This window comes from Dinoroseobacter sp. PD6 (assembly GCF_028807315.1).
In the GTDB taxonomy this organism is placed as follows: Bacteria; Pseudomonadota; Alphaproteobacteria; order Rhodobacterales; family Rhodobacteraceae; genus Dinoroseobacter; species Dinoroseobacter shibae.
In genome coordinates this window covers 146,274-160,359 of record NZ_JARAMN010000010.1, presented here as the reverse complement: position 1 = coordinate 160,359, position 14,086 = coordinate 146,274, and the positions used below count along the sequence as shown (strand labels likewise).

Sequence of the window (14,086 nt, the reverse complement as noted above, 5' to 3'; positions counted from 1 at the left end):
CAAGCACGGGCGCGGAGGAGGACGCGGCCCATGCCATTCGAAGACAGCATTACCTTTGGCAGCTCCGGTCTGGAGCGCGCGGCGCATCTGCGCATGGACCCGGAGGCCATGGCGCGGCTGGTCGCGGACCCGGCGGCGCGGGCGATCGCCTTCTGGCGGGCGAAACCGGCTGTCGCGCCGGAGGGGTTGGTGAAGCTGCCGCTGGACCATCCGGTCCTGGACGCGGCGACGGAGGCGCCCATTTTCCTGGGCCTGGACGAGGCGGGTCCGCGGTTCGCCTATGACCTGTCGGGCTGGCAGCCGGTCGAAGAGGTGGGGGAGCTGGACAGTTTTCTCGACCGCTCCGAGCAGCAGCATCCCGATCTGCCCGAGGGGCATCTGTTCAAGGAACTGCGCGGGGTGATGACCCTGCTCACCCGGCGCGAGGCGGAACTGGCGGCGGCGGCGCGGCAGCTGCTGGAATGGCACCGCACCCACGGGTTCTGTTCCATGTGCGGGGTCAAGAGCGATCTGGCCGATGCCGGTTGGCAGCGGCTTTGCCCGTCCTGCGGGCGGCGGCATTTCCCGCGCACGGACCCGGTTGTCATCATGCTGATCACCCGGGGCAACAAGGTACTGGTGGGCCGCTCGCCCGGCTGGCCGGAGCGGATGTATTCGTTGCTGGCGGGGTTCGTGGAGCCGGGCGAGACCCTGGAGGGGGCCGTGCGGCGCGAGGTCTATGAGGAGGCCGGTGTCCGCGTCGGCCCCGTGCGCTACATCGCGTCCCAGCCGTGGCCCTATCCGGCGTCGTTGATGATGGGGTGCGCGGGCGAGGCGGTCAGCGACGCGATCACCGTCGACCCGGTGGAGATCGAGGATGCGCGCTGGATGGGCCGGGAAGAGATGATCGACGTGTTCGCGGGCACCCATCCGGAGATGCGCGAGCCCCGAAAGGGCGCCATCGCCCACAGCCTGCTGAGCGCGTGGCTCCGGGACGAGGCGCGCTAGGGCACGAAGGAGAGAGCGGTTTGCAATTCAGAGCTTCCGAGGTGGTCACGGGCCCGATCGATCTGGTGTTCGCGGGCCTGAGCGACATGGCCCATTACGAGCGCGATGCGCTGGCGCGCGGAGTGCAGGTCGAGCGGCTCGACAACCTGCCCCGCCCCGCGCCGGGGATGCAGTGGCGGGTGCCGTTCCGGGCCAAGGGGCGGGACCGGGTGGCGGAGTTCGCGCTGGTCAAGCTGGCCGCGCCCACGGGGATGCGGTTCGAGGGCCGGGTGCAGGGGTTGTTCTTCGAGAGCGATTTCGACTGCCGGGTGCTCGACCCGGACGCCACGGAGGTGACGATCACCACCAAGCTGCGCGCCAAGTCGATCAGCGCCAAGGTGATCCTGCAATCGATGAAGCTGGCGCGGGCCTCGCTGGCCAAGCAGTATCGCAAGCGCGTGCGCAAGTCCCTGCGCGAGTTGGAAGACCGCATCCACGCCCCGCCCGAGGGCGGGCCGGACGCGTCGTGAATGCGCAGGGCGGGGCGGGGTGACCCCCCCGGCCTGCGGGCGCGGCCTCAGGCGGTCTCGTCGCGCCGCGGGTCGGCCGGGTAGACACCGAGGATTTCCAGATGCGAGGTGAAATAGCCCAGCTCGTCGAGCGCCCGCCTGACATTGGCGTCGTCCGGGTGGCCTTCGATATCGGCGTAGAACTGGGTCGCGGTGAAGGACCCGCCGACCATGTAGCTTTCCAGCTTGGTCATGTTCACGCCGTTGGTCGCGAACCCGCCCATCGCCTTGTAGAGGGCGGCGGGGATGTTACGGACCTGGAACACGAAGGAGGTGATCATCTTGCCGGGCCCCCGCCGGGTGAGGTCCAGCTCCGGCGTCATGATCAGGAAGCGGGTGGTGTTGTTGTCCTGGTCCTCGATATGGCGGGCCAGCACGTCGAGCCCGTAGATCTCGCCGGCCAGTTCCGAGGCCAGCGCGGCATGGGCCGGGTTGCCCTCCTGCGCGACATGCATGGCCGAGCCCGCCGTATCGGCGCCGGTCACGGGCTGGATGTCATGGGCGCGCAGGAAGGACCGGCACTGGCCCAGCAGGACCGTGTGGCTCTGGGCGGTGCGGATATCGCCGAGCTTGGCGCCTGGCACGGCGAGCAGGTTGATATGCACGCGCACGAAGGCTTCCTCGATGATATGCAGGCCGCTTTCGGGCAGCAGCCGGTGGATATCGGCCACGCGGCCATAGGTCGAGTTCTCCACCGGGAGCATGCCCAGATCGCAACTGCCGTCATGCACGGCGGCGAACACATCCTCGAAGGTGCGGCAGGGCACGGCCTCTGCATCGGGGCGGGCGTCGTGGCAGGCCTGGTGCGAGTAGGCGCCCGGTTCTCCCTGGAACGCGATTTTCAATGTCATGGCGGGCCTCTGCTCGACGTTTGACCTCTGAACGGTCGGGCGTTTGGTCGCGGTTTCTATACCTTGCCCTCGGGGAGGGGAAGCCATAGTTACCGCCTCAAACTTGCAGCGAGTGGAAGCAACATGTTCGACACAATGACGATGACGAAGATTGTGGGTGGCTTTTGTGGAGCACTCCTCGTGTTCCTGTTGGGCACGTGGGCGTCCAGCATCCTGTACGGCACCTATGGCGGTCCGAAAGCCGGTGAGAACCAGGCCTACGTGATCGACACGGGCGAAGAAGAAGAGGCTGCCGCCGAAGCCGAAGAGGTCGTCGAACTGCCATTCGCCGAAGTTTACGCCGCCGCCGATGCGGGCGCGGGCGAGCGCCTGTGGCGTCAGTGCCAGGCCTGCCACAAGCTGGAGGCGGGCGCCAATGGCGTGGGCCCCTACCTGCACGGTATCGTCGACCGGCCCAAGCACGCGGCCGATGGCTATGCCTATTCCGACGCGCTGCTGTCCCAGGACGGTGCATGGACGCCCGAGAACATCAGCGCGTTTCTCGAGAACCCGCGCGAATATGCGCCGGGCACCAAGATGGCCTATCGCGGCATGCCCGATGTCGAGGACCGCGCGAACCTGATCGCCTATCTGGCGACCTACCAGTAAGCGGATCTGTCGGATCGCAATTCGGGGCCGCCTTCGGGCGGCCTTTTTCATGGGTGGTCCGCGCGCCCGGTCGCGTCGATTTCGGCTCCGACACGGGGCTGATTTTTTGTTTTTTGCTCGCGGCGGCATACTTCCTCGTGAAATGGAGTGATGCAGGCTTGAAAGACGGGGCGGTCGCTCTTTAGCTTGAAGCACTGGGCGCGTGGCCGCGTCGCGCGCCGGGTTACCCAAGAGGTTCAGGAGGACATTCATGCGAAAGCCACAGGTGCGAGCAGCCGACAGACCCTGGATCACCCGCCGATACGGCCCGACCCTGAGCGGTCTGGCGCTCGGCATGGCGCTTGCGCTGGCGGCGCTGCCCGTGCGGGCGGACATGATCACCTCCCACGGCATCTCGACCTTCGGCGAACTGAAATACCCTGCCGATTTTCCGCATCTGGACTATGTGAACCCGGACGCGCCCAAGGGCGGCGAGATGTCGGTCTGGGCCTTCGGGTCGTTCGATTCGATGAACCCCTACACGCTCAAGGGCCGCGCGGCGGGCCTGTCCAACGTGTTCTTCGAAAGCCTGCTCACCGGCACGGCGGACGAGATCGGCGCGGCCTATTGCCTGCTGTGTGAGAGCCTGACCTATCCCGAGGACCGCTCGGAAGTGACCTTCACCTTGCGCGAGGGCATCACGTTTTCCGACGGCACGCCCCTGACCGCGCAAGACGTGGTGTTTTCCTACGAGATCCTGCTGACCAAGGGCCTGCCGTCCTTCCGGGCGCAGCTGGCCCAGAAGGTCGAGAGCGCCGAGGCCTTGGACGACCGCACGGTTCGCTTCGTGTTCAAGGAGGGCATTCCCACCCGCGACCTGATCTCGGACGTGGGCGCGCTGCCGGTGTTTTCCGAGGATTTCTACACCGCGAACGACCGGGACTTCGAAGAGACATCCCTGGAGCCGCTGGTGGGCTCGGGCCCGTATGTGCTGGGCCGGATGGATGTGGGCCAGACGGTGGTCTATGAGCGCAACCCGGACTACTGGGGCGCGGAATTGCCGATCAACCTGGGCCGGAACAATTTCGACGCGATCCGGATCGAGTATTATGCCGATTACAACGCGGCCTTCGAGGGGTTCAAGGGCGGCACCTATACTTTCCGGAACGAGGCGTCGTCCAAGATCTGGGCGACGGGCTATGACTTCCCCGCGATCCAGGAAGGGTCGGTCATCAAGGCGGAATTGCCCAACGGGTCCAAGGCCACGGGGCAGGCCTGGGTGTTCAACCTGCGCCGCCCGCAGTTTCAGGACCCCCGCGTCCGCGAGGCGCTGGGCATGATGTTCAACTTCGAGTGGTCCAACGAGACGCTGTTTTACGGCATCTACGACTATGTGGACAGTTTCTGGGACAATTCCGAGCTGGAGGCGACGGGCCTGCCGACCGAGGCGGAGATCGCGATCCTGCAACCGCTGGTGGACGAGGGGCTGCTCGCGCCGGAGATTCTGACCTCCGAGCCGTTCAGCTTCCCGCGCTCGGGCACGCGGCAGCTGGATCGGGGCAACCTGCGGGCGGCGTCGGCCTTGCTGGACGAGGCGGGCTGGGAAGTGGGCGATGACGGGTTGCGCCGCAAGAATGGCCAGACGCTGAGCGTCGAGTTCCTCAATGACAGCCAGACCTTCGACCGGGTGATCAATCCGTATGTCGAGAACCTCAAGCGGCTGGGCGTCGATGCCCGCCACACCCGGATCGACAATGCGCAGATGACCCTGCGCGAGCGCCCCCCCTCCTATGATTTCGACCTGGTGACCACGATCATGGCAACCCAGTACATCCCCGGCAGCAGCCTGCGGCAGTATTTCGGGTCCGAGACGGCGGATACCTCGACCTTCAACAAGATGGGCCTGCAATCGGAGGCCGTGGACCGGCTGATCGAGGTGGTGCTTGGCGCCGAGAGCAACGAGGAGTTGACGACATCGGTCCATGCGCTGGACCGGGTGTTGCGGGCCGAGAAGTTTTGGGTGCCGCAGTGGAACAAGAACACCCATACGGTGGCTTACTACGACATGTACGAGCATCCCGAGACCCTGCCGCCCTATGCGCTCGGCAATCTGGATTTCTGGTGGTTCAACGCCGAAAAGGCCGAGGCCCTGCGCGCGAAGGGCGCGCTCTAACCCATGGGCGCCTATATCCTGCGCCGCCTGGCGCTGATCATCCCCACGTTGTTCGGCATCATGCTGATCAACTTCGCGCTGACCCAGTTCGTCCCCGGCGGCCCGGTGGAACAGGTTCTGGCGCAACTCGACGGCGGCGGGGATGTGTTCCAGAACATCGCCGGGGGCGGGGATGCAGGCGGGGATGTGGGTGCGGGTGCGGCCTCGGCAGGCGACGACCGCTATCTCGGGTCGCGTGGCCTGCCACCGGAGTTCATCGCAGAGCTAGAGGCGCAGTTCGGCTTCGACAAGCCGCCCCATATCCGGTTCTTCAACATGATGTGGGACTACATGCGGTTCGACTTCGGTGAGAGCTATTTCCGCTCGATCAGCGTTGTCGATCTGGTGATCGAGAAGATGCCTGTGTCGATCACGCTGGGCCTGTGGTCGACGCTGATCGCGTATCTCGTGTCGATCCCGCTGGGCATTCGCAAGGCGGTACGCGACGGGTCGAGCTTCGATACCTGGACCTCCGGGCTGATTATCGTGGCCTATGCGATCCCCGGGTTCCTGTTCGCGATCCTGTTGCTGGTGTTGTTCGCGGGTGGGTCGTATTTCCAGATCTTCCCGCTGCGCGGCCTGACCTCGGACAATTTCGACGAACTCAGCGCGCTGGGCAAGGTCGGCGATTACCTGTGGCACATCACGCTGCCGGTGCTGGCCTCGACCATCTCGGCCTTCGCGACGCTGACCTTGCTGACCAAGAACAGCTTTCTGGACGAGATCAAGAAGCAATACGTGATCACCGCAAAGGCCAAGGGGCTGGGCGAGCGCCAGGTGCTTTACGGCCATGTGTTCCGCAACGCGATGCTGATCGTGATCGCGGGCTTCCCGGCGGTGTTCGTGTCGGTGTTCTTCGGCGGCTCGCTGATCATCGAGACGATCTTCAGCCTCGACGGGCTCGGGCGGCTCGGGTTCGAGGCGGCGGTGGCGCGGGATTACCCGGTGATCTTCGGCACGCTGTTCGTGTTCGGGTTGATCGGGCTGTTGATGGGGCTGGTGTCGGACCTGATGTATGTGTGGATCGATCCGCGCATCGACTTCGCGACGCGGGAGACCTGAGATGGCACTGGCCGAAGAGACCCGCCCCGATCCGGCCGCCCCGCCGGTCTATGTGCCCGAAGAGAAGAAGCGCTTCGGCCTGTCGCCCCTGGGCCAGCGGCGCTGGCGGAATTTCAAGGCGAACCGGCGGGCCTACTGGTCGCTGATCATTTTCGGGACGCTGTTCGTTTTGTCGCTGTTTGCGGAACTGATCGCCAACGACAAGCCGATCATCGTCAGCTACCAGGGTGAGTGGCACTTCCCTGTAGCGCAATTCTATCCCGAGACCGCGTTCGGCGGAGATTTCCGCACCGAGGCCGTCTACCGCGATGCGGAAGTGCAATGCCTGATCATATCGGGCGGGCTCGAGGACTGCTTCGACGACCCGGAGGGGATCATCGAGGATGCGCAGGACGGCGAGGTGCTGGGGCAGGAGATCGAGATGGGCTGGCTGCTCTGGCCGCTGATCCCCTACAGCTTCGACACGATCAACGACATCCAGGGCACGGCACCGTCCGCGCCCGATGCCAATCACTGGCTCGGCACGGACGACACCGCGCGCGATGTGCTGGCGCGGGTGATCTACGGCTTTCGGTTGTCGGTGGCCTTCGCGCTGGTGGTGACGTTCCTGACCTCGGTGATCGGGATCGCGGCGGGGGCGGTGCAGGGGTATTTCGGCGGGCTCACGGACCTCTTGTTCCAGCGGATCATCGAGCTGTGGGGCGCGACGCCGAGCCTTTATATCATCATCATCGTCGCCGCGATCTTCCAGATGAACTTCTGGCTCTTGGTGTTCCTGATGGTGCTGTTCGGCTGGACGGCCCTTGTCGGCGTGGTGCGGGCGGAATTCCTGCGGGCGCGGAACTTCGAATACGTGCGCGCGGCGCGAGCGCTGGGCGTTTCGAACGTGGTGATCATGTTCCGCCATGTGCTGCCCAACGCGATGGTGGCCACGGTCACCATGCTGCCCTTCATCGTCACGGGCACGGTCGCCTCGCTGGCCACGCTCGACTTTCTGGGCTTCGGCCTGCCGTCTTCAGCGCCGTCGCTGGGCGAGCTGACGCTCCAGGCGAAACAGAACCTGCAGGCGCCCTGGCTGGGCTTCACGGCGTTCTTCACCTTCGCGATCATGCTGTCGCTCATGGTCTTCGTCTTCGAGGGCATCCGCGACGCGTTCGACCCCAGAAAGACCTTCTCATGAGCGATGCGGTTCTGCAGGTGCGCAACCTGCGCGTGGGCTTCCGCCAGGACGGGCAAGTCACCGAGGCCGTGAAGGGCGTGAGCTTCGACGTGGCCCAGGGCGAGACCGTGGCCCTGGTGGGCGAGAGCGGGTCGGGAAAGTCGGTGACCGCGCTCAGCACCGTGTCGCTGCTGCCGGATTCGGCGGAGGTGTCGGGATCCATCACCTATGCCGGGACCGAGATGGTCGGCGCGCCGGAGCGGGACTTGCGCCGGGTGCGCGGCAACGATGTCAGCTTCATCTTCCAGGAGCCGATGACCTCGCTCAACCCGCTGCACCCTCTGGAGAAGCAGATCACCGAGAGCCTGACGCTCCATCAGGGGCTCACCGGGGACGCGGCCCGGGCGCGAGTGATCGAGTTGCTGGAAAAGGTCGGGATCCGCGATGCCGAAAGCCGGTTGGGGGCGTATCCGCACCAGCTCTCCGGTGGGCAGCGCCAGCGGGTGATGATCGCCATGGCGCTGGCCAACGGGCCGGATTTGCTGATCGCGGACGAGCCGACCACGGCGCTCGACGTGACGATCCAGGCGCAGATCCTCGATCTGCTGGCGGATCTGAAAGAGGCAGAGGGGATGAGCCTGCTGTTCATCACCCATGACCTGACCATCGTGCGGCGGATCGCGGACCGGGTCTGCGTGATGCAGGGCGGCGAGATCGTCGAGACCGGCCCCACGGCGGAGATCTTCGCCAACCCGCAGCATCCCTATACCCGCAAGCTACTGGCGGCGGAGCCGTCGGGCCAGCCCGACCCGGTGCCCGAGGACGCGCCCGTGGTGGCCGAGACCGACAGCCTGAAGGTGTGGTTTCCGATCCAGCGCGGCATCCTGCGGCGCACGGTGGGCCATGTGAAGGCGGTCAACAACGCGACGCTGAACGTGCGCGCGGGCGAGACCCTGGGCGTGGTCGGCGAGAGCGGGTCGGGCAAGACCACGCTGGCGCTCGCCATCCTGCGGCTGATCTCGTCGGAGGGGCGGATCGTCTATGCGGGCGAGAACATCCAGGGCTGGAAATCCCGCGACCTGCGCCGGTTGCGCAAGGACATGCAGGTGGTGTTCCAGGACCCTTACGGGAGCCTCAGCCCGCGCATGACCATCGCCCAGATCATCGCCGAGGGGCTGGGGGTGCACGGGCTGGAGCCGGGGGCCGACCCGCGCCGGATGGTGGCGGAGATCCTGGTGGAAGTGGGCCTCGACCCGGCCATGATGGACCGCTATCCGCACGAGTTTTCCGGCGGGCAGCGGCAGCGGATCGCGATTGCGCGCGCCATGATCCTGCGGCCCAAGCTGGTGGTTCTGGACGAGCCGACCTCGGCGCTCGACATGACGGTGCAGGTCCAGATCGTGGAGCTTCTGCGCGCGTTGCAGCGGAAATACGGGCTGGCCTATATCTTCATCTCTCACGACCTGAAGGTGGTGCGCGCGCTGAGCCACAAGGTGATCGTGATGCGCCAGGGTGACGTGGTGGAGATGGGCGAGGGCCGGCAGATCTTCGAGCGGCCCCGGTCGGACTATACCAAGCAGTTGCTGGCGGCGGCGTTCATGGATCGTGGTGCGGCCTGAGGCGGCACGCGTGACTTTGCGGGCGGGGCGGGGAGGTTTTGCGCCGTGCTGCGCACGTCGCCCGGGGCGAGAGGGGCCAGCCCCTCTCGCGCTCTCCCCCGGATATTTCCAGACTTGAGAAAGGTTCGGGCGCATCCCCGATGCGCGGGACGCAACTGAGGCGCGCGTCAGCTGCGGTCAGGTGGCGACCGAGTGGCTGCCTGCCGGGGCCTCGTAGCGGTCGAAGGCCCTTGCAATCATCCGGGTCAGGGGGCGTGCATCGGGGGGGATACGGAAGCTGAGTGCCCCGCTGTCGAGCTCGACCATACCGCCGAATTGCTCTTGTGCGGCGCGGAACAGGGCGGTGATCCGGGCCTCGGGCACCTTGAACACGCGGACCAGTTCCCGGCCATCCACGGCGAAATCGCACATGATCATCTCGATCATTCGCGCCCGCATCGCATCGTCCCCGGCAAAGTCGTGGCCCCGCACCGTGGCGAAGCCGCCTGCGCGGATGGCCTTCTGGTACTGGGCGGTGCCGCTGGCGTTCTGGGCGTAGCCTTGCGGGAAGCGCGAGATCGCCGAGGCGCCGAGGCCGATCAGAACGGTTGCGGAATCGTCCGTGTAGCCCTGGAAATTCCGATGCAGGCGCCGTTCGGCGGCGGCCACGGCGAGCCCGTCTCCCTGGTGCGCGAAATGGTCGATACCGATCTCGGCGTAGTTGTCCCAGCGGAACAGGCGGCGGGCGGTTTCGAACAGGTCGAGCCGGGCCTCCGGGGTGGGCAGCGCCTCGTTCGGGATCAGGTTCTGGCGCCGGGCCATCCAGGGCACATGGGCGTAGCCATAGAGGGCGACCCGGTCCGGTTGCAGCGACAGCAGCTTCTGTACCGACTCGGTGATCTTCACCGGTGTCTGGAAGGGCAGGCCATAAAGGATGTCGGTGTTCAGGCTTCGGATGCCGCGGTCGCGCAGGTCCATCACCACCGCCTCGGTCACTTCGAATCGCTGTTCGCGTCCGATCGCCTTCTGGATGTCCGGGTCGAAATCCTGCACCCCGATCGAGGCGCGGTTCATGCCCGCGGCGGCCAGCGCGTCGAGGCGGGCGGTGTCGATCTCGTTCGGGTCGATCTCGACCGAGAATTCCGCCCGGTCGGTGGTGGGCGCTAGGGCGAACATCGCCTCGGCCAGCCGCGTCACCAGGTCCGGCGCGAGCAGGGTCGGTGTGCCGCCCCCCCAATGGATGCGCGACAGGCGGACGCCTTCGGGCAGCGCCGCGCGCAGCAGGGCGATCTCGGCCAGCAGGGTATCGACATAGGCGCGCACCGGTGCGTCGCTCTGGGTGCCTTGGGTGCGGCAGGCGCAGAACCAGCACAGGCGGCGACAAAACGGCACATGCGCGTAGAGGGAAATCTCGCTCCCCGGGGGGATCGCCTGGATCCAGGCCGTGAAATCCCTTGGCCGGGTGGCCTGCGAGAAATGGGTCGCCGTGGGATAGCTCGTGTACCGTGGAACGCGAGCGTCAAAAAGCCCGTAGCGCGCAAGTTGCGTTTTGGGTGTCATGCGACTACGGTGAGGTATCTGCGCATACGCGTCCTTGACCCAGATCAATCCAATGCCGGCCACCAGCCAAGCCATTCAAATCAGTAAAGACTGTAGCGATTGCCCGATCCGCTACCGTGCTGTCTGCGCGCGGTGCGAGACCGACGAGATGGAATTGCTGGAAAGCATGAAGTACTACCGCGATTTCGAGGCGGGACAGACCATCGTCTGGGCGGGGGATGAGTTGAATTTCGTGGCCTCCGTGGTCGACGGGATCGCCTCGCTCAGCCAGACCATGGAGGACGGGCGGCGCCAGATGGTCGGGCTTCTGCTGCCTTCGGATTTCCTGGGTCGGCCCGGGCGTACCATCGCAAGCTACGACGTGACTGCGAGCACGGCCGTGACCTTGTGCTGTTTCCGCCGCGGTCCGTTCGAGCAGATGATGAACACCACGCCCCATATCGCCCAGCGATTGCTGGAAATGACCCTCGACGAGCTGGACGCGGCGCGGGAGTGGATGCTGCTGCTGGGGCGCAAGACCGCGCGCGAGAAGATCGCCAGCCTGATCGCGATCATCGCCCGGCGCAACGCCGCCATTGCCCAGCACGACCACAGAAGTGCCTTCACCTTCGAGTTGCCGATGACCCGGGAGGCCATGGCCGATTACCTCGGCCTGACGCTGGAGACCGTGTCGCGGCAGGTCTCGGCGCTCAAGCGCGACGGCGTGATCGAGCTGCGCGGCAAGCGCGAAGTGACCATTCCGGATTTCTTCCGGCTGATGGACGAAACCGGCGATGACGCCGATGGTGGCCCGCTGGTCTGACCGGCCGGAGGGGGCGTGTCGCTCCGCTGATTCCCTGTTTGTTCCCGTAGCGTCATGCGGCCCGGCTGCATCTGTGGCACGCTGCGCGTTCGGGGCGCCTTGGGCGATCGCGTTGCATCGCGGGGTGGGGGCGACCCTTCAAAACCCCTGAAAAACAACCGAATTCCGTTTCTACGACTAAAGTACGCATGTCTGTGCGCAGGTCTTTTTCGGTCCCCGCCGCGCTCTTTGACATGGATCAATGAGCCTCTTCCCGGAAACCCGCATGAAAACCCCATAATTAACGCCGAGGTGTCCCGCGAGTCGGTCACACGTACGGAAAACGAAGGGACGATCAATGTGGGATTACGTTAAAATCGTACTGCTTGGTCTGGTCGCTCTGGCAGCTGCAATCGCTGCCAACTATGCCCGCGATCTGGCCTATCAGGTCCACGCTGTCTTGATCATGCTCATCGCCGGGGGGATGTTCCTCTGGCAGGTGCGCAAGGTCGACGAACCAAAGACAGTCAATACCAGTGAATACATGGACGATGTCGTGCGGTACGGCGTCGTGGCGACCGCCTTCTGGGGGGTTGTGGGGTTCCTCGCGGGCACGTTCATCGCGTTCCAGCTCGCCTACCCGCAACTCAACTTCGCCTGGGCGGAAGGATATGCAAATTTCGGGCGCCTGAGACCGCTGCACACCAGTGCGGTGATTTTCGCGTTTGGGGGCAACGCCCTGATTTGCACATCTTTCTACATCGTGCAGCGCACCTCTGCGGCACGTCTCTGGGGTGGCAATCTCGCCTGGTTCGTTTTCTGGGGCTACAACCTGTTCATCGTCCTGGCGGCGACGGGCTACCTGCTGGGCGCGACCCAGTCCAAGGAATACGCCGAGCCCGAGTGGTACGTGGATATCTGGCTGACCGTTGTCTGGGTGGCCTACCTGGCGGTGTTCCTCGGCACGATCATGAACCGCAAGGAAAAGCACATCTACGTGGCCAACTGGTTCTTGCTGAGCTTCATCGTCACGGTGGCGATGCTCCATCTCGGCAACAACCTGTCGATCCCGGTGTCGATCTTCGGCTCGCGCTCTGTGCAGCTGTTCTCGGGTGTGCAGGACGCGATGATGCAGTGGTGGTACGGCCATAACGCGGTGGGCTTCTTCCTGACCGCGGGTTTCCTGGGCATGATGTACTACTTCGTGCCCAAGCAGGCCGAGCGGCCGGTCTTCAGCTACAAGCTGTCGATCATCCACTTCTGGGCGCTGATCTTCCTGTATATCTGGGCCGGTCCGCACCACCTGCATTACACCGCGCTGCCGGACTGGGCCTCGACCCTCGGCATGGTATTCTCGATCGTGCTGTGGATGCCCAGCTGGGGTGGCATGATCAACGGGCTGATGACGCTCTCTGGCGCCTGGGACAAGCTGCGCACCGACCCGGTGATCCGGATGATGGTGATCTCGATCGGCTTCTACGGCATGTCGACCTTTGAAGGCCCGATGATGTCGATCCGCGCGGTCAACTCCCTGAGCCACTACACGGACTGGACCATCGGTCACGTGCACTCCGGGGCGCTGGGCTGGAACGGCATGATCACCTTCGGCGCGCTCTACTTCCTGGTGCCGCGCCTGTGGAACCGCGAGAAGCTCTACAGCCTGACCCTGGTCAGCTGGCACTTCTGGCTCGCGACCATCGGGATCGTCCTCTATGCCTCGGCCATGTGGGTCACGGGCATCATGGAGGGCCTGATGTGGCGCGAAGTGGATGCGCAGGGCTTCCTCGTGAACTCCTTCGCCGACACCGTCTCCGCCAAGTTCCCGATGTATGTGGTGCGCGGTCTGGGCGGGGTGCTCTACCTGGCCGGTGCAATCATCATGTGTCTCAACCTGTGGTGGACCGTCACCCGCGGCTCGGAGAAGAAGTCTCCCGCGGCTGTCGCGACCCCCGCTGAATAAGGAGGGACCAGAAAATGGCAATTCTTGACAAGCACAAGGTCCTCGAAAAGAACGCGACGCTGTTGCTGGTGTTCAGCTTCCTCGTCGTGACGGTCGGCGGGATCGTCGAAATCGCGCCGCTGTTCTACCTGGAGAATACCATCGAGGATGTGGAGGGCATGCGCCCCTACTCCCCGCTGGAGCTGACGGGCCGGGAGATCTACATCCGCGAGGGCTGCTATGTCTGCCATTCGCAGATGATCCGGCCCATGCGGGACGAGGTGGAGCGTTACGGCCACTACTCGCTGGCGGCGGAGTCGATGTACGACCACCCGTTCCAGTGGGGGTCCAAGCGGACGGGGCCGGACCTGGCCCGGGTGGGCGGCCGGTACTCGGATGACTGGCATGTGGATCACCTGATCGATCCGCAGTCGGTCGTGCCGGAGTCGGTGATGCCGAAATACGCCTTCCTGATGGATCGGGAACTGGATGGAAAATACATCCAGGACCTGCTGGAAACCCACCGCATGGTGGGCGTGCCCTACACGGACGAGATGATCGCCTCCGCCCGGGCCGACTTCCTGGTGCAGGCCGATCCGGACGGGGACTGGGACGACCTGGTCGCCCGCTATCCCAAGGCCCAGACGCGGAACTTCGACGGTCAGCCCGAGTTGACCGAAATGGATGCGCTCATCGCCTATCTGCAGATGCTTGGCACGCTGGTCGATTTCTCGACCTTCCAGGCCGATGCAAGTCGCTAAG

Annotated in this window: 12 protein-coding genes; 10 read left to right on the top strand and 2 right to left on the bottom strand. The window is 65.0% G+C overall.

The genetic code is table 11. The features are described 5' to 3' along the window. The first annotated feature begins 30 nt into the window (after positions 1-30). Positions 31-987 carry an NAD(+) diphosphatase gene (gene nudC / locus PVW48_RS16405; RefSeq protein ID WP_274582088.1) on the top strand — a complete coding sequence of 319 codons (957 nt, stop codon included), beginning with the start codon at positions 31-33 and terminating at the stop codon, positions 985-987. 20 nt (positions 988-1,007) lie between these two features. Beyond that, positions 1,008-1,496: an SRPBCC family protein gene (locus tag PVW48_RS16400; protein ID WP_274582087.1), complete on the top strand. Its 489-nt coding sequence runs from the start codon at positions 1,008-1,010 to the stop codon at positions 1,494-1,496. Between the two features lie 47 nt (positions 1,497-1,543). Here PVW48_RS16400 and PVW48_RS16395 read toward each other — a convergent pair whose 3' ends face one another. Continuing rightward, positions 1,544-2,386, bottom strand: a complete 843-nt coding sequence (locus PVW48_RS16395; protein WP_274582086.1) for a prephenate dehydratase — start codon at positions 2,384-2,386, stop codon at positions 1,544-1,546. A 123-nt stretch (positions 2,387-2,509) separates the two neighbouring features. On the opposite strand from PVW48_RS16395, the gene PVW48_RS16390 reads away from it, so the two are divergent. From PVW48_RS16390 to PVW48_RS16370, 5 genes are all read left to right on the top strand, one after another. Then, positions 2,510-3,034 carry a c-type cytochrome gene (locus PVW48_RS16390; RefSeq protein ID WP_274582085.1) on the top strand — a complete coding sequence of 175 codons (525 nt, stop codon included), beginning with the start codon at positions 2,510-2,512 and terminating at the stop codon, positions 3,032-3,034. A gap of 250 nt (positions 3,035-3,284) precedes the next feature. After that, positions 3,285-5,186 (top strand): extracellular solute-binding protein, encoded by a 1,902-nt coding sequence (locus PVW48_RS16385; RefSeq protein ID WP_274582084.1) that lies wholly within the window; start codon positions 3,285-3,287, stop codon positions 5,184-5,186. Between the two features lie 3 nt (positions 5,187-5,189). Beyond that, entirely contained in the window at positions 5,190-6,287 is a 1,098-nt protein-coding gene (locus tag PVW48_RS16380; protein ID WP_274582083.1) for a microcin C ABC transporter permease YejB, read from the top strand. 1 nt (position 6,288) lies between these two features. Then, positions 6,289-7,467 carry an ABC transporter permease gene (locus PVW48_RS16375; RefSeq protein WP_274582081.1) on the top strand — a complete coding sequence of 393 codons (1,179 nt, stop codon included), beginning with the start codon at positions 6,289-6,291 and terminating at the stop codon, positions 7,465-7,467. Next, on the top strand, positions 7,464-9,065 hold the full coding sequence (locus tag PVW48_RS16370) for an ABC transporter ATP-binding protein (protein ID WP_012177336.1): 1,602 nt from the start codon (positions 7,464-7,466) through the stop codon (positions 9,063-9,065). The genes PVW48_RS16375 and PVW48_RS16370 overlap by 4 nt, the downstream gene beginning before the upstream one ends. Before the next feature lie 177 nt (positions 9,066-9,242). On the opposite strand, the gene hemN is transcribed toward PVW48_RS16370, so the two are convergent. Beyond that, positions 9,243-10,604, bottom strand: a complete 1,362-nt coding sequence (hemN, locus tag PVW48_RS16365) for an oxygen-independent coproporphyrinogen III oxidase (protein ID WP_274582080.1) — start codon at positions 10,602-10,604, stop codon at positions 9,243-9,245. A 52-nt stretch (positions 10,605-10,656) separates the two neighbouring features. Here hemN and fnrL point away from each other — a divergent pair, with 52 nt between their 5' ends. The 3 genes from fnrL to ccoO all read left to right on the top strand — a co-directional run bounded on the left by fnrL (position 10,657) and on the right by ccoO (position 14,085). Next, positions 10,657-11,406 carry a transcriptional regulator FnrL gene (gene fnrL, locus PVW48_RS16360; RefSeq protein ID WP_012177338.1) on the top strand — a complete coding sequence of 250 codons (750 nt, stop codon included), beginning with the start codon at positions 10,657-10,659 and terminating at the stop codon, positions 11,404-11,406. Between the two features lie 337 nt (positions 11,407-11,743). Beyond that, positions 11,744-13,345, top strand: coding sequence for a cytochrome-c oxidase, cbb3-type subunit I (gene ccoN / locus PVW48_RS16355; protein WP_012177339.1), 1,602 nt, complete (start codon positions 11,744-11,746; stop codon positions 13,343-13,345). A 14-nt stretch (positions 13,346-13,359) separates the two neighbouring features. After that, positions 13,360-14,085, top strand: a complete 726-nt coding sequence (gene ccoO / locus PVW48_RS16350) for a cytochrome-c oxidase, cbb3-type subunit II (RefSeq protein ID WP_012177340.1) — start codon at positions 13,360-13,362, stop codon at positions 14,083-14,085. The last annotated feature ends 1 nt before the right edge of the window (position 14,086 follow it).